The organism is Rhizobium sp. BK049 (assembly GCF_014193135.1).
Lineage (GTDB): Bacteria > Pseudomonadota > Alphaproteobacteria > Rhizobiales > Rhizobiaceae > Rhizobium.
Map to the genome: position 1 here is coordinate 164,701 of NZ_JACHYV010000007.1, position 14,994 is coordinate 179,694.

Below are 14,994 nucleotides of genomic sequence, written 5' to 3' on the forward strand. Positions count from 1 at the left end.
CCCAACCGGTTCGACGTCAGCTCAGAAAAGGAGCGCATCATGAAAACCAGAAAACTCGGAAACGATCTCACGGTCTCTGCCGTCGGCCTCGGCTGCATGGGCATGAGCTTTGCCTATGGCGCCAGCGACGAAGCGGAATCGGTCAAGACGCTGCACCGCGCCGTCGATCTCAGCGTCACCTTCTTCGACACGGCCGAAGTCTATGGTCCCTTCACCAACGAGGTTCTTCTCGGAAGAGCGCTGAAGCCCTTCCGCGACCGCGTGGTGATCGCCACCAAATTCGGCTTCAAGATCGATACCAGCCAGGCCGGCGCTGCCGCCATCGCCGGTGTCGACAGCCGTCCTGAACATGTGCGTGCGGTTGCCGAAGCCTCACTGAAGCGTTTGGACATCGAGACCATCGATCTCTTCTACCAGCACCGGGTCGACCCCAACGTGCCGATCGAGGAGACCGTCGGCGCCATGGCCGAGCTTGTGAAGGAAGGGAAAGTCCGTGCCCTCGGCCTCTCGGAAGCCGGCAGCGCCACGATCCGCCGCGCGCATGCGGTCCATCCGATCGCTGCGCTTCAGAGCGAATATTCGCTGTGGACGCGCGATCCCGAAGAGGATGTGCTTGCCACCTGCCGCGAACTCGGCATCGGCTTCGTGCCCTACAGCCCGCTCGGGCGCGGTTTCCTGACAGGAGCGATCCGCAAGGCCGACGACCTTGCCTACGACGATTTCCGCCGGCAGGTACCGCGTTTCCAAGCGGAGAATTTCGACGCCAATGCCGCGCTTGTCGCAACGCTCGAAAAGCTTGCCGCCGCAAAAGGCGTGACCGCGGCGCAGCTGGCACTGGCCTGGGTGCTGAACCAGGGCGACGACATCGTGCCGATCCCCGGCGCGCGCAAGCTTCACCACCTCGAACAAAACGTCGCCGCTGCCGATATCACGCTCAGCGCGGAGGAGCTCGATCAACTCGGCGAGGCGATCCCAGCGGCACAGGTGGCGGGCAAGCGCTATTCGGATGCCTCGCTTGCCATGACGAACATTTGAGAACGGACAAGCCCGGCCGGTCGCACAGGTCGGGCTTGCCTTCGCGGCCGGCGAAACTATCTAACGCCATCTTGGAGAACGGGATGGAAACATGTCGGACAGACAGGCAGTCGAGCAGACGGTTCACCTCTATGTCGAAGGCATGGCCTTCGCCAATGCGGCAGCCTTGAAGAAGGCCTTTCACCCGAAAAGCTCGATCATCGGCTATTACCAGAATGCCGTCGAATGGCTGACGCGGGACGAATTCATCGCCGCAATCCTGGCCGAGGAGCCGGCCCCTCCCGGCACGCAGCCTTTCATGGACATTCAGAACGTCGATGTCGAGGGTGACGCGGCAAGCGTGAAGGTCACCGATGATTTCGCCGGAATGCGCTTCACCGACTATCTATCGCTGCTGAAGATCGAAGGCCGATGGGTGATCGTCAGCAAACTCTATCATTTGCACACATGAAAAGACCGGCCGCTCGCGCGACCAGTCCAATCTATCTTCTCTCAGCTTCTGAGGACGCCGCCGGTGAATTTCGCGACGCTGGCCACTATCTTCTGCGTCAGCGCCTCGAAATCCTCGTCCGTCAGCGTGCGCTCGACCGGCTGGATCTGAACCTCGATCGCTACCGACTTCTTGCCCTCGCCGACCGATGCGCCCTCGAAGATGTCGAAGACGGTGACGCCGGTGACGAGCTTACGGTCGGCGCCGGTCGCAGCCTTGACGATCGCGCCTGATTCCACCGTCTTGTCGACGACGAAGGCGAAGTCGCGCTTGACGGCCTGGAAAGGCGACAGATCGAGCGCCGGCTTGGTGCGGGTCGCCTTCTTTTTCGGCTCCGCCATGGCATCGAGATAGACTTCGAAGCCGCAGAGAGCACCGGAGACATCGAGGGCTTCCAGCGTCAGCGGATGGAATTCACCGAAATAGCCGAGCACGATCTTCGGCCCCATCTTGATCGTGCCGGAGCGGCCGGGATGGTACCATTCGGGGCCGCCCTGCTCGATCTGGATATTGCCCATCGGCAGGCCGCAGGCTTCGATGACGGCGAGCGCATCGGCCTTGGCGTCGAAGACGTCGACCGGCTTGCCGCCGCCCTTGGCGGCGTTCGACCACATGCGGCCGGCGCCTGATAGTGAGGCCGTGCCGCGGCGGATGCCGCCGGCGACGCGGCGCTGGCCTTCCGGCCGGTCGTTTTCATAAGTGCCGGAGACTTCGAAGATGGCGACGTCGGCGTAACCCTTATCGGCATTTCGCTGAGCCGCGGTCAGCAGGCCCGGCAGCAAAGACGGGCGCATGTCCGACATTTCGGCGGCGATCGGATTGGCAAGCTTGAGCGCGGGCGAACCGCCGCCGAACAGCTTTGCCTGATCCTCTGGAATGAAGGACCAGGTCACGGCCTCCAGCATTCCGCGCGCGGCGAGCGCCCGCTTCGCCGTGCGGGTGCGGATCTGCAGCGTCGTCAGGATCCGGCCATTGACGGCGGCATGGCTTTCGAGCGGCGCCGGCTTGATATTGTCGACGCCGTGGATGCGCATGACCTCCTCGACGAGATCGGCCTTGCCGTCGACATCAGGACGCCAGGAGGGAACGGCGACGGAGACCCTCTCGCCGGAGCCTGAGACCGTGAAGCCGAGACGCGTCAGGATCGTGTTGCTTTCCTCATTCGAGACTTCGAGGCCTGTCAGGCGCTTGACCTCCGAATAGGGGAAATCGACAACCTTCGGTTCGTAGCCGCGATAGCCGGCAATCTCGGCCCTGGTAGCGGTGCCGCCGCAGAGTTCCAGCACCAGTTCGGTCGTGCGTTCGAGACCGGGAACCATATATTCCGGATCGACGCCGCGTTCGAATCGGTAGCGTGCGTCCGTGATGATGCCGAGGCTGCGGCCCGACTTGGCAATGTTCATCGGGTCCCAGAGAGCGGATTCGATCAGCACGTCGACGGTGTTGTCGTCGCAGCCGGAATGTTCGCCGCCCATGATGCCGCCGATCGATTCGATGCCGTCCTCGTCTGATATGACGACATTGTTCGGGCCGAGCTTGTATTCGCGCTGGTCGAGCGCCAGTACGGTCTCACCTTCCCTCGCGCGGCGGACGGTGAGATTGCCCTTGATCTTGGCGGCATCGAAGACATGGATCGGCCGGCCCTGATCGAAAGTCATGTAATTGGTGACGTCAACCAGCGCGTTGATCGGGCGCAGGCCGATGGCTGTGAGCCGTTGCTGCATCCAGCGCGGGCTCGGGCCATTCCTGACGCCGCGCACAAGCCGTAACGCGAAACCGGGGCAGAGCCTGGGATCATCGAGATCGAGGGTCAACTTGACCGGCGTCTCGCCTTCGACGGCAAAGGACGGCGCGGGGCGCATCTTCAGCCTGCCGAGACCAGAGGCGGCAAGATCGCGGGCAATGCCGTGGATGGAGGTGCAATCCGGCCGGTTCGGCGTCAGGTTGATCTCGATGACCGGATCGTCGAGATTGATATAGGCGGCGTAACTCTGGCCGACCGGCGCATCCTCGGGCAGTTCGATGATGCCGTCATGACTGTCGGAGATCTGCAGCTCCTTTTCGGAGCACATCATGCCGCGGCTTTCGACGCCGCGAATATTGCCGACGGCAAGCGTGACGTCGATGCCGGGAACGTAGGTTCCGGGTGCGGCGAAGGCACCGACGAGGCCGGCGCGCGCATTCGGGGCGCCGCAGACGACCTGTACCGGCGCGCCGGATCCGGTATCGACCATCAGCACCTTCAGGCGATCGGCCTGCGGATGTTTTTCCGCCGAGAGGACCTTGGCGATGACGAAGGGCTTGAACGCCGCCTTGTCGTCGACATCTTCAACTTCCAACCCGATCTCGGTGAGGCGGGCGCAGATTTCATCCAGCGTGGCATCCGTTTCGAGATGCTCTTTCAGCCAGGAGAGCGTGAATTTCATCGTCCCAAATCTCCGTTCAAGCGCTCAGACCGCCGAACAGTGTCGGCATGTCGAGCGGGCGGAAGCCGTAATGCGTCATCCAGCGGACGTCGGCATTGAAGAAGTCGCGCAGGTCGGGCATGCCGTATTTCAGCATGGCGATGCGATCGAGACCCATGCCCCAGGCAAAACCCTGATATTCGTCCGGATCTAGCCCGCCATAGCGCAGCACGTTCGGGTGGACCATGCCGCAGCCGAGAATCTCCATCCAGTCGGTGCCTTCGCCGAACTTGACGATCGGGCCGGAGCGGTCGCACTGGATATCGACCTCGAAGGAGGGCTCGGTGAAGGGGAAGAAGGACGGGCGGAAACGCATCGTCACGCTTTCGACCTCGAAGAAGGCCTTGCAGAATTCTTCCAGCACCCAGCGGATGTTGGCGACATTGGCCTTCTTGTCGATGACGAGGCCTTCGACCTGATGGAACATCGGCGAATGGGTGGCGTCGCTATCCTGACGATATGTCTTGCCGGGAATGATGATGCGGATCGGCGGCTGCTGCGCTTCCATGGTGCGCACCTGCACCGGCGAGGTATGGGTGCGCAGCACCTTGCGCTCGCCGTTCTCATCCGGATTGAAGAAGAAGGTGTCGTGCATCTCGCGGGCCGGATGGCCTTCGGGAAAATTCAGCGCGGTGAAATTGTAGTAGTCGGTCTCGATATCGGGACCTTCGGCGATCGAGAAACCCATGTCGGCGAAGATCGCGGTGATCTCGTCGACGATCTGGCTGATCGGATGGATGCGGCCGCGCTCGGCGGGCGAGGAGCGCACCGGAAGGCTGACATCGACCGTCTCGGCCTTAAGACGGGCATTGACCGCCGCCATCTTCAGCACCGATTTGCGCTCAGCAATGGCGTCCGTCACCTCGTTCTTCAAGGCGTTGATCGCCGCGCCGCGGGTCTGGCGTTCCTCCGGCGTCATGGTGCCGAGCGTCTTCAAGAGCTCGGAGACAGAGCCCTTTTTGCCGAGGGCGGACACGCGCACGGCCTCGAGCGCGGGCTCATCACCGGCGGCGGAAATTTCGGCAAGCAAGGTGGATTTAAGCTGGTCGATATCTGACATCGTCTTCTTTCCGTCCAGATCAGGCGGCGTTCGAGAGGCGGGCTGGAGAGGCCGGCGCAAGGAGTATAGAGAAAGAAAAACCCGCGCTAGCCCAAACCAGCGCGGGTTTCCCAAAATTCAATAGAGCATAGAGCCTGGGAAGCGCTGGCAGCGCATGTCCCGTGTGGGCGAAGCCCGCTCGAAAGGTACATGCGCCACTTTAAGCAGTTGAGCCAGCTTTGCGCGTTCTTACGAACGCGCGCGGCTCAACGAACCGCGCCTTCAAACTCGTTCGCCGTGCCGGTGTCCTTGAGATATTCAAGGGCCTTCTTAGCGGCAGCAACCAGGGCGCCGAATGCTTCCGGCTCATGGATCGCCATGTCGGAGAGAACCTTGCGGTCGACTTCGATGCCTGCCTTGTTCAGGCCGTCGATGAAGCGGCCATAGGTCAGGCCGAATTCGCGGACGGCAGCGTTGATGCGCTGGATCCAGAGTGCGCGGAAATTGCGCTTGTTGACCTTGCGGTCGCGGTAGGCGTACTGCTTGGCGCGATCGACGGCGGCCTTGGCGGTACGGATGGTGTTCTTGCGGCGGCCGTAGAAGCCCTTCGCCTGTTTCAGAACCTTCTTATGCTTGGCGTGGGCTGCGACGCCTCTCTTTACACGTGCCATTTCATGATCTCCTTAATCTAACGCGTTACCGGAATAGTCTCAGAGACCGTTCGGCAGATAGTTCTTCACGACCTTGCGGCCATCGGGTTCTGCGAGAACCATCGTGCCGCGTGCATCGCGAATGAACTTGTTCGTGCGCTTGATCATGCCATGGCGCTTGCCAGCGGCAGCCGCCTTGACCTTGCCGGATGCGGTGATCTTGAACCGCTTCTTGGCAGCGGACTTCGTCTTCATCTTGGGCATTTTGCTACTCCTTCTGTCCTCCCTGCGCGCTTCATCAAAAAGCCCTCCTCGCGAAGTCCGGTTCTCCGGCCGTCGCAACAAGGTGCGGGAGCGTTTGTTGTTGATCTGCGGCATCAGCGACGAACCGTTCCGCAAGCATTCGAAACTGCCACGGCATGCCCTGCCGGTCAGTTCGGACGCGCGCTTATAACCGCAGCGTCACGAAAGTGCAACGGGGCCGCGGAGGAATCTTCGGCTATGCATGTCGCGCGGAAGTGTGCGGCGGTTCCGGGATAACGACATGCATAAAACAAAGGGGCCGAAGATAGGGTGGCCGAACGCACAAAAGCCGCCCTTGCGGACGGCCTTGGGCAAAAAGTGACTGGCGCTTACTTCGGCGCCAGCACCATCATCATCTGGCGGCCTTCGAGCTTGGGCTCGGCTTCCACCTTGGCGATCTCGGTCGTATCCGCCTTGACCTGCTGCAAAAGCTTCATGCCGAGTTCCTGGTGAGCCATTTCGCGGCCGCGGAATTTCAGCGTCACCTTGACCTTGTCGCCTTCGTCGAAGAAGCGGCCCATCGCCTTCATCTTCACCTCATAATCATGGGTGTCGATGTTCGGGCGCATCTTGATTTCTTTGACTTCGACGATCTTCTGCTTCTTGCGCGCCTCGGCAGCCTTCTTCTGGTTGGCATATTTCAGCTTGCCCAGATCGAGGATCTTACACACCGGCGGTTCGGCATTTGGGGAAATTTCGACAAGATCGAGGCCGGCTTCTTCCGCCATTCTCAAGGCCTGGTCGGTGGGCACGACGCCCATATTCTGTCCGTCAGCCGCGATCAGCTGAACTTTGGGAATGCGGATTTCACGATTCGAGCGCGGTCCGTCCTTCACGGGCGCATCGGTCTTAAAAGGTCTGCGAATGGTCGTATTCTCCTCGCGTTGTTTCAGAACGTTGCAGCCGCGCGCTCCGGATCATCAGGGGCGCAAACCTATCTCGTTATCGCTGCAACGGAGTCAATATCACCCTATAGCGGAAAAATCACCCGCTGTCAGCCTGCCAAGAATCTGTTTTATAGGCCAAAACAACAGGAGTTTCGCCGATGTCCGATCCGATGGCCAATACCCAACCCCAGTTCATGACGGTCGGTGAAGGCGAGGCGGCGCGTGAAATCGCCATGCTCGTCCGCCCCGCCCAAGCCGGCAATACCGTCCCGTCTCTCGTTTGGCTATCCGGCTACCGTTCGGACATGAGCGGCACCAAAGCCCTGGAGTTCGACGGGCTGGCGGGCGAACTCGGGGCCGCCTGCATCCGCTTCGACTATTCAGGCCACGGTCTTTCCGGCGGCAGCTTCCGCGACGGCACGATCTCGCGCTGGCTGGAGGAAGCGCTTGCCGTCATTCGTCATCTTGCGCCAGACAGGATCATTCTCGTCGGTTCCTCGATGGGAGCCTGGATCGCGCTCCGGCTGGCGCAGGAACTCGCCCGACGGGGTGGTCCGAAGCTCGCCGGTATGGTGCTGATCGCGCCGGCGCCCGATTTCACGTCGGAACTGATCGAGCCGAACCTTAAGGCCAAGGAGCGCAAGTCGCTGGCGGAGCGCGGCTATTTCGAAGAGCGCTCGCAATACAGCCCCGAACCGAACATCTATACGCAGGCACTGATCGAGGACGGGCGCAAGAACCGGGTGCTCGACGGCATGATCGAGACGGGCTGCCCGGTGCATATCCTTCAGGGCATGAAAGATCCCGACGTGCCGCATGCGCACGCAATGAAGCTTCTGGAGCACCTTCCCGCCGACGACGTGGTGCTGACCTTCATCCGCGATGGCGACCACCGCCTTTCCCGCCCGGGCGATATCGCCCTTCTGCTCAGCGCCGTCAAAGGCATCATTCGTTCATCAACAAATATGCAGATGCCCATTTGAACAGCACCGACCGAGAAATTCCCCTAACGCAAGCCGCCAACCCGTTGCATTTTAACCATGTTGGCGCGTCGCAACGCTCTCCCAAGAAGTAACGATTGACTCTTCTCGGCCCTCTCCATTAACAATTTGTTAATAATTTAAGGGGCGATCGAGGAAAGGGCGGGCGTGCGATTCAAGGGTATCTTTGTGGCCATGACGGCCGTGTTTGCGATGGCGACTGCCGCCATCCCAGCTCCAAGCAGAAATGCTTCCATGGTAACAGGCAACGCCACCTCTCAGCCGATCGGCCATTATGATTTCTGTCAGACCCACAGCAGTGAGTGCGGCGCGAACCGCAATGCGGGTCCGGTCGAGATGACGCCTGCGAAGTGGTCGCTCGTCCGCTCGGTCAACGCTACGGTCAACAGCACGATCAAACCGATGACCGACAAGGAAATCTACGGCAAGGACGAGGTCTGGGCCTATCCGACGACCGCCGGCGACTGCGAGGATTTCGCGCTCTTGAAGCGCCGCATGCTGATCCAGCGCGGCTTTTCGGCCGCCGACCTGCTGATGACCGTCGTGCGCAAGCCTGACGGTGAAGGCCACGCCGTCCTGACGCTGCGCGCAGCCGACGGCGACTTCGTGCTCGACAATCTCGCAGCCGACGTGAAGCCCTGGTTTGCGACGCCCTACACCTTCGTCAAGCGCCAGTCGAGCTACAATGCCGGCCGTTGGGTCACCATCGAGAACGGCCGCGACCTTCTGGTCGGCGCTCTTCGCTAAGAATTTTCAAGGGGGATGCGGGGGAAAAGGCCGGCGAAAGCCGGCCTTTTGCTTTTTGGAGATTGGAGACGCGTCGTCGTTAGCTTTCGCAGTCCTCGTCCTTCGAGGTCCGTGCTGTGCACCTCATTGAGGGCTGATCGTCTGCGTGCCGCCGGAGATGAGGTGTTGATATGCCGCACCGTCTCCCGGCCCTTCGCTTTGGCTCAGGGCGTTCGTCGCTGCAATCGATTCACTGGATCGATTGCTCGGCTTCGCCGACCGCTCCTCACCCATTCCCAATCAAAATACCGGCGGCGAGTACCAGGCCGCCGCCGAGCACGACCTGGAAGGCGGCGCGCAGGAAGGGGGTTTCCATGTAGCGGTTCTGGATGAAGGCGATTGCCCAGAGCTCGAAGAAGACGATGATGGCGGCAGTGATCGTTGCCGTCCAGAAATGCGGGATCAGATAGGGCAGCGCATGGCCGAGGCCGCCGAGCGCCGTCATGATGCCGCAGGCAAGGCCACGTTTGACCGGCGAGCCCCGGCCGGAGATTTTCCCGTCGTCATGGGCGGCTTCGGTGAAGCCCATCGAGATGCCGGCGCCGACGGAGGCGGAAAGACCGACGAGGAAGGTCTGCCATGTATCCTGGGTAGCGAAGGCTGCGGCAAAGATCGGCGCCAGCGTCGAAACCGAGCCGTCCATCAAGCCGGCAAGGCCCGGCTGCACATAGGTCAGCACGAATTGCCGGTGCGCCGTCTCGTCCTCGTCGCGCCTGATATCCTCAGGCGTATGTTTGTCGCCAAGCATGCGGGCGATGTCTTCGTGCCCCTGTTCGGCGAGTGCGAGGTCGCCGAGCAGCTCACGCGTCGAGGCGTCGGTGGTGCGCTTTGCCGCCTCGACATAAAATCGATAGGCCTGCTCCTCCATCGCCTCGGTCTCCTGCCGCATCGCATCGAGCGACAGGTTGGCTCGCAGCCAGTCCGGCTTGCGTTCGTAAAAGCCCTGCACATGCTCGCGCCGAATCAGCGGGATGCGCTCGCCGAAACGTTGACGATGGATTTCGAACAGCGATTTGCGGTGCGTATCCTCGACCTCGGCCATATCTTCAAAGACCTTGGCCGAAGCCGGAAATTCAGGGCGCAGCTTGTCGGCATAGGCGAGATAGATGCGGGCGTCATCTTCCTCGGAGGCAATCGCAAGGGCGAGAATCTCCTGCTCGGAGAGCGAATCAAAGGATCGTTTCGGCGACCTGAAAAAACGCGCCAGCATAAAGTTCTCCAAAAAATTTAGAATAATTCTAAACCTAGGCAAGGAAGCGATGGTGGTCAAGTGGCCGAGGCGGACCGGCTGACAGATTGCCGCAATCCGCACGAGCGGCTTTGGTTCGCTGAGGTAAAGACTTATATGAGAGACGCCGCATCATGCGGCGCCGGGGTTTATGATGAACAATGACATTCAGGGCCGCCCTGCCCATGTCGCAGCGATCCGCGAAAAGGCGGAGGCCGAGATGCGGACGATAGGGGTCGACGAGGCCTTTATCGGCAGGCTGGTCGAGACTTTCTACGGGCGCGTGCTGGAACATCCCGATCTCGGCCCGGTATTCGATGCGCGGCTTTCCGGCCGCTGGCCGGAGCATATAGAGAAGATGAAGAGCTTCTGGTCGGCCGTTGCCTTCCGCAGCGGCGCCTATGGCGGCAAGCCGGTGCAGGCGCATACCGGCGTTCAGAACCTGACGCCCGATCTCTTTCCGAAGTGGCTGTCGCTGTTCGCCGCAACGCTTGACGAGATCGCCCCCTCGTCGGAAGCCAAGGTCTGGTTCATGGCGACCGCCGAGCGGATTGCCAAAAGCCTGACGCTGTCGCTGTTCTACAATCCCGCTCTCGACGATCCGGCGAAAAAGGCGGGCTGATCACTGCCGAGCGGAAAAGGTCGCGCCAACACTTGCGGCGACCACCAAGGCAGTTCCGGCCATCTGCAGCAGCGTCATCGGCTGGGCCAGAATGACGAAACCGGCGAGTGCCGCGATGGCCGGCTCGAGGCTCATGAGAATGCCGAAAGATGCCGTCGGCATGCGCCGCAAGGCGATCAGCTCCAGCGTGTAGGGAAGCAGCGGCACGAGAACGGCAAGGCCGACCATTTCAACAAGGCCGTAAGCATCGAGCTTCGGGATGGCGCCGGCGATGCCGAAGGGTGTCGCGACAAGAGCGGCGGCCATCAGCGATATGGAAAGCCCCTCCAGCCCCTTGAAGCTCGCGCCGATCTTTTTTGTCAGGACGATATAGATCGCCCATCCGGTTCCGGCGCCGAGTGCAAAAAGAATGCCCTCGATATTGCCGACCCAGCCTTCACCGTCATGAGCAAGCGCCAGAACGCCAAATGCTGCAATGAGAGGCCAGAGGAGACGCCGGCTGAGGCCATAGCCGATGGTCGCAACGAAAAGCGGGCCGAGAAAATCGATCGCTACGGCAAGACCGAGGGGAATGCGCGCGATCGCCGCGAAGAAGCTCATGGTCATCAGCGCTGTCGCCGCGCCGAGGACCAGAGCGCTCGTCCATTGCGCCCTTGTGTAGCTGAAGACGCGCGGCCGCACGACAAGGGCGAGAATGATGGCCGCAAAAGCCAGGCGCAGCCAAGAGGCGCCGGCCGGCCCATAGGTTGAGATGGCTGAGGATGAGAGTGCGGCGCCGAACTGGATCGACGACATGGATAGGAGACACATTAGCCCGCCAGTCGCCACCCCGCCAAATGCTGTTGACGCCTCTGCGGTCAGCGTGCCCGCGCCGGCATTTGCTCTTTCTTCCATACCCGTCCCCTCGCCGATTGTGCGCTGTTCTTACGAAGACGGTCTGCGAGCGACAAATTCAAACTTCTGATCCGGCCAGTAAAAGGCCTTATGCAAGATCAGAGACGGCAGGCCAGGATGACCTCTTCGGCATCCTCCAAACTCATGTCGAACACCTTCCTGCCGATGTCGAAGCTGAAGCCGTTGCGGGCGAAGGCCGAAAGCTCTTTGGCCTTTCGCTTTTCGTCAAGCTCGACGCGGCGGAAGGGGCCGAAGGCGCGTTTGCGGGCAAATATCGCAGCAGCATAGAGATCGTCAGCCTCCTCAAGGGCGGCCCCTACCTTATCACCAGCGACGCCCTTGGCCGCAAGTTTCCGGGCGATGGCGCGCTTCGATCTGCCGCCGCGTAGCTGGGAACGCGTGCTGATCTCGGCATAGGCGCCATCATCGAGCGCCTTGTTGTCATAGGCGAACCTGACGGCGAAATCGGCAAGGGCCTTGAGTTGCGCCGCACCGATATCCTCGAACTTCTCCTTCGCCTTGCGGGTGATCGCGTCAAACAGCTGCTTTTCGGTCATCATCCGCCGCTCCAAGCGATAGATGGCGGAGTTGCGGGCCCAGCTCAGCATGCGAGGCGTCGGAATGTCGGATGGAACGATCTCGTCGGTCATATCAAGCAATCAGGCTTCCAGGCCCTTGAGGACATTGGCGACGTTGAGGCCAATTTCCGGCACGCCGTAACCGCCCTCCATGCAGGTGACGACGGGCAGGCCGGCGGCGGAGATCATCTCTCCCATGCGAATGAAGTCTTCCGACTTCAGCTGGAAAAAGGAGATCGGGTCGCGCTCGAAGGTATCGACGCCGAGCGCCACAACGATCGCCTCGGCGCCGAAAGCCTTGATGCGGGCGAGCGCATCGGCAAGGGCCGAAGACCAGACCTGCCAGGGCGTGTGCGGCGGCATCGGATAGTTGCGGTTGCTGCCCGTACCCTGCCCTTCTCCTTCCTCGTCGGCATGGCCGAGGAAATAGGGAAAGGCAAACATCGGATCGCCATGCAGCGAGGCGGTGAAGACATCGCCTCTGTGATAGAACAGGTCCTGCGTGCCGTTGCCGTGATGGAAATCGACATCGAGCACGGCGATCTTCTTCGCGCCGTGCTCGATGAGCCGCTGGGCCGCGACGCCCGCATTGTTGATGAAGCAATAGCCGCCGAAGAGATCGATGCCGGCATGATGGCCGGGCGGACGGCAAAGCGCAAAGGCGAACCGGTTGCCGGCATTCAGCCAATCCGCTCCGGTGATGGCGCAACGCATGGAGGCGATCGCCGCTTCATAAGAGCCCTTGGTTATGGAGGTGTCGGCGGCATTGGCATAATGGCCGATCGCTCCGACGATATTGTCCGGGACGCGATGGCTGGTGCGACGAACTGGGAAGGAATTGGCGATCGCTTCGCCTTCGAAACCGGCCGCCACCCAGCGATCCCAGACGGTGGCGAGAAAATCGAGATAGGCGGGGTCATGCACCTTTCGGGCCGCTTCCAGCCCATGCGCGTCCGGCGCTGCGACATCGGCAAAACCCGCTTCCTTGACCGCCGCCAGGATCCACTCGGCCCGAAACGGCGCCTCGAAGGGCGTCACCAGCTGGCCGGCATAGAGCTCGGTCCTGGCGTCACGCAGCTTATGGTCTTCGGAATAGATGACGCGCATTTCGGATCCGTCCTTGATTGGAATTCGAGATTTACATGGGTCGGCCGCGACAAAAAAGCCGGCGCGGCGCCCTTGATCGCCAAAGTGAATGACTTCACCCTTCGCGATGTTTTGAGTCCGAAGGAAACTGCCGCATGAAAGTGCTGATGGTCGATGTCGACGGCGTGCTCATCCATGGCCGCCCGGCCGACGGGCTGCCCCACTTCACCTATCTCGAGCGCGATCTCGGCCTGCGACCCGATCTGCTGCAGCAGGAGTTTTTCCAGGTTCACTGGGGCGCCATCATCATCGGCCGCGAAGCACTGGAGCCAACGCTCGCCGGCGTGCTCGCAAAGATCGCGCCCCATCTCAGCGCCGCGGCGCTGATCGACTACTGGTTCGAAAACGATTCCCGGCTCGACCGCAATCTGCTGGCGGATCTCGCCGCTCTCAGGCGAAGCGGTATCACTCTCTTCCTGGCGACGAACCAGGAGCACAGGCGGGCGCATTATCTGATGGAACAGCTGGGCCTTTGCGCCCACTTCGACGACATCATCTATTCGGCAGCACTCGGACACAGCAAACCGTCGCCTGATTTCTTCCGGCTGGCGACCGAACGCGCGGGGGTCCTGCCTGAGGAGATCGCCTTTGTCGACGATATGGCGGCCAACATCGAAGCAGCGCGGCAGTTCGGCTGGAACGCGACGCATTGGACGGCGGGCGTGACGCTTACCGGCGCGTTTCCAATATTCGCAAGGTGAGCATGGGCCACGCGGGCGCAATCAGGCGAGCCGCTTGTAGAACAGCGTGGTGTCGCAGAAGCCGCCTTCCGGCCACAGCGCATAATCCGGGATGACGCCGACGCGCTGCCAGCCGAGGCGCGGGTAGATGGCTTCGGCATCGCTGCCGGTTGCCGTGTCGAGCACGAGCAGGGTTTTACCGCGGGCGGCCGCTTCGCGTTCGGCAGCTTCCATCAACAGGCGTGCGAGACCCTTGCCGCGAGCGGAGCGATGCACCAGGAGCTTTTTCAGGTCGCCGCGATGCGGCTGGTTCGGCATCTGCGCGGCACCCACCTGCACCGTGCCGACGATCCGGCCATCGAGTTTGGCGACCAGCAGTAGACTGCTGCCGGCGGCGACTGCATCTGCAACGTCCAGCCAATAGGGCTCGGCATCTTCCGGTCCATAGGGCTGCATGAAGCCGACGGAAGCGCCGCCCGTGACGCAATCGGCCAGTACCTCCGAGAGGGCCGGAATTGCAGCGTGGGCCTCCTCAGCAGAAAGGATGCGAATGTCAGGCATGGTCTTCTCCTGAAATGAAGGTCGTCATCGGCCGCCGCGATCGAGCACGACGCAATAGCGCGCCGGGGCATTGCCGGGATTATGGAAGGAATGGCCCTCGCCGACGGGCATGAACAGGCAGTCGCCTGGACGCAGCCGGTAGACCGTCTCACCCGCAGTCATCTCCAGCTCGCCATCGAAGAGCCAGACATGCTGTGTCATGTCATGGGATGCCGCATGCGGTGGGAAGCTGACGCGGGCGCCGGGTGGAAATTCGACTTCGACGATATCGACGGCGGAGCCGGTGCCGGGCGCCGATATCGCGCGCCTGAGATAACCGGTTTCCGGATCGCGCCAGACCTGCTGTTCCTGCCGCCGCGCCAGCGGCGAGGCTTGCTGCCCCTCCTCTGCAAAGAAGGCTGAGAGCGACAGGCCGAGCGCGGCGCAGACCCTTGCCAGCAGCGAGGCGGTCGGGCTCGCCTCCGCCCGCTCTATGCGCGAAATCATCGCGCGGCTGACGCCAGACGCCTCGGAAAGCTCATCCAGCGTCAGGCCCTTTTCCAGCCGCAAGGTGCGAATGCGGCTGCCGATCGCCTGTTCGAGTTCCTGTTCCATCGCCGATCCAAGATTCTACTATAAGAGAAATATCT

At 61.6% G+C, this 14,994-nt stretch carries 17 protein-coding genes; 6 read left to right on the forward strand and 11 right to left on the reverse strand.

Going from position 1 to position 14,994, the window contains the following annotated elements; translation table 11 throughout:
• Nucleotides 1-39 precede the first annotated feature (39 nt).
• Together FHT70_RS10040 and FHT70_RS10045 are read left to right on the forward strand one after the other, a co-directional pair.
• Nucleotides 40-1,035, forward strand: coding sequence for an aldo/keto reductase (locus FHT70_RS10040; RefSeq protein WP_183700667.1), 996 nt, complete (start codon nt 40-42; stop codon nt 1,033-1,035).
• Between the two features lie 91 nt (nt 1,036-1,126).
• Nucleotides 1,127-1,486 carry a nuclear transport factor 2 family protein gene (locus FHT70_RS10045; protein WP_011423650.1) on the forward strand — a complete coding sequence of 120 codons (360 nt, stop codon included), beginning with the start codon at nt 1,127-1,129 and terminating at the stop codon, nt 1,484-1,486.
• Nucleotides 1,487-1,527: 41 nt separating this feature from the next.
• Here the strand turns inward: FHT70_RS10045 and pheT are convergent, their stop codons facing one another.
• The 5 genes from pheT to infC form a co-directional block, all read right to left on the reverse strand.
• Nucleotides 1,528-3,951 (reverse strand): phenylalanine--tRNA ligase subunit beta, encoded by a 2,424-nt coding sequence (gene pheT, locus FHT70_RS10050; protein WP_183700669.1) that lies wholly within the window; start codon nt 3,949-3,951, stop codon nt 1,528-1,530.
• Between the two features lie 16 nt (nt 3,952-3,967).
• Nucleotides 3,968-5,050 carry a phenylalanine--tRNA ligase subunit alpha gene (pheS, locus tag FHT70_RS10055; RefSeq protein WP_183700671.1) on the reverse strand — a complete coding sequence of 361 codons (1,083 nt, stop codon included), beginning with the start codon at nt 5,048-5,050 and terminating at the stop codon, nt 3,968-3,970.
• Nucleotides 5,051-5,295: 245 nt separating this feature from the next.
• A complete protein-coding gene (gene rplT / locus FHT70_RS10060) occupies nt 5,296-5,700 on the reverse strand; it encodes a 50S ribosomal protein L20 (protein WP_097599537.1) in 405 nt (134 codons plus the stop codon).
• 39 nt (nt 5,701-5,739) lie between these two features.
• A complete protein-coding gene (gene rpmI / locus FHT70_RS10065) occupies nt 5,740-5,943 on the reverse strand; it encodes a 50S ribosomal protein L35 (RefSeq protein ID WP_011423646.1) in 204 nt (67 codons plus the stop codon).
• A gap of 368 nt (nt 5,944-6,311) precedes the next feature.
• Entirely contained in the window at nt 6,312-6,848 is a 537-nt protein-coding gene (gene infC / locus FHT70_RS10070; RefSeq protein WP_073990355.1) for a translation initiation factor IF-3, read from the reverse strand.
• Nucleotides 6,849-7,027: 179 nt separating this feature from the next.
• Between infC and FHT70_RS10075 the strand changes: the two genes are divergently transcribed.
• Both FHT70_RS10075 and FHT70_RS10080 read left to right on the forward strand, forming a co-directional pair.
• Nucleotides 7,028-7,852 carry an alpha/beta hydrolase gene (locus FHT70_RS10075; protein ID WP_183700673.1) on the forward strand — a complete coding sequence of 275 codons (825 nt, stop codon included), beginning with the start codon at nt 7,028-7,030 and terminating at the stop codon, nt 7,850-7,852.
• Between the two features lie 165 nt (nt 7,853-8,017).
• Nucleotides 8,018-8,617: a transglutaminase-like cysteine peptidase gene (locus FHT70_RS10080; RefSeq protein ID WP_097599539.1), complete on the forward strand. Its 600-nt coding sequence runs from the start codon at nt 8,018-8,020 to the stop codon at nt 8,615-8,617.
• Nucleotides 8,618-8,882: 265 nt separating this feature from the next.
• Here FHT70_RS10080 and mbfA read toward each other — a convergent pair whose 3' ends face one another.
• Nucleotides 8,883-9,866: an iron exporter MbfA gene (gene mbfA, locus FHT70_RS10085; RefSeq protein WP_097599540.1), complete on the reverse strand. Its 984-nt coding sequence runs from the start codon at nt 9,864-9,866 to the stop codon at nt 8,883-8,885.
• A 172-nt stretch (nt 9,867-10,038) separates the two neighbouring features.
• Here mbfA and FHT70_RS10090 point away from each other — a divergent pair, with 172 nt between their 5' ends.
• Nucleotides 10,039-10,506 (forward strand): truncated hemoglobin, encoded by a 468-nt coding sequence (locus FHT70_RS10090; RefSeq protein WP_183700675.1) that lies wholly within the window; start codon nt 10,039-10,041, stop codon nt 10,504-10,506.
• Here FHT70_RS10090 and FHT70_RS10095 read toward each other — a convergent pair whose 3' ends face one another.
• From FHT70_RS10095 to FHT70_RS10105, 3 genes are all read right to left on the reverse strand, one after another.
• Entirely contained in the window at nt 10,507-11,400 is an 894-nt protein-coding gene (locus FHT70_RS10095) for an EamA family transporter (RefSeq protein WP_183700677.1), read from the reverse strand.
• Between the two features lie 98 nt (nt 11,401-11,498).
• Nucleotides 11,499-12,050 (reverse strand): recombination regulator RecX, encoded by a 552-nt coding sequence (gene recX, locus FHT70_RS10100; protein WP_183700782.1) that lies wholly within the window; start codon nt 12,048-12,050, stop codon nt 11,499-11,501.
• A gap of 9 nt (nt 12,051-12,059) precedes the next feature.
• Nucleotides 12,060-13,085 carry a histone deacetylase family protein gene (locus tag FHT70_RS10105; protein ID WP_183700679.1) on the reverse strand — a complete coding sequence of 342 codons (1,026 nt, stop codon included), beginning with the start codon at nt 13,083-13,085 and terminating at the stop codon, nt 12,060-12,062.
• Nucleotides 13,086-13,219: 134 nt separating this feature from the next.
• Between FHT70_RS10105 and FHT70_RS10110 the strand changes: the two genes are divergently transcribed.
• Nucleotides 13,220-13,825 (forward strand): HAD-IA family hydrolase, encoded by a 606-nt coding sequence (locus tag FHT70_RS10110; RefSeq protein WP_183700681.1) that lies wholly within the window; start codon nt 13,220-13,222, stop codon nt 13,823-13,825.
• Nucleotides 13,826-13,846: 21 nt separating this feature from the next.
• Here FHT70_RS10110 and FHT70_RS10115 read toward each other — a convergent pair whose 3' ends face one another.
• Together FHT70_RS10115 and FHT70_RS10120 are read right to left on the reverse strand one after the other, a co-directional pair.
• Nucleotides 13,847-14,365, reverse strand: a complete 519-nt coding sequence (locus tag FHT70_RS10115; RefSeq protein ID WP_085776617.1) for a GNAT family N-acetyltransferase — start codon at nt 14,363-14,365, stop codon at nt 13,847-13,849.
• A gap of 24 nt (nt 14,366-14,389) precedes the next feature.
• The gene (locus FHT70_RS10120) at nt 14,390-14,959 is read right to left on the reverse strand and encodes an XRE family transcriptional regulator (RefSeq protein ID WP_183700683.1); all 570 of its coding nucleotides are present in this window, start codon (nt 14,957-14,959) and stop codon (nt 14,390-14,392) included.
• Nucleotides 14,960-14,994: the final 35 nt, after the last annotated feature.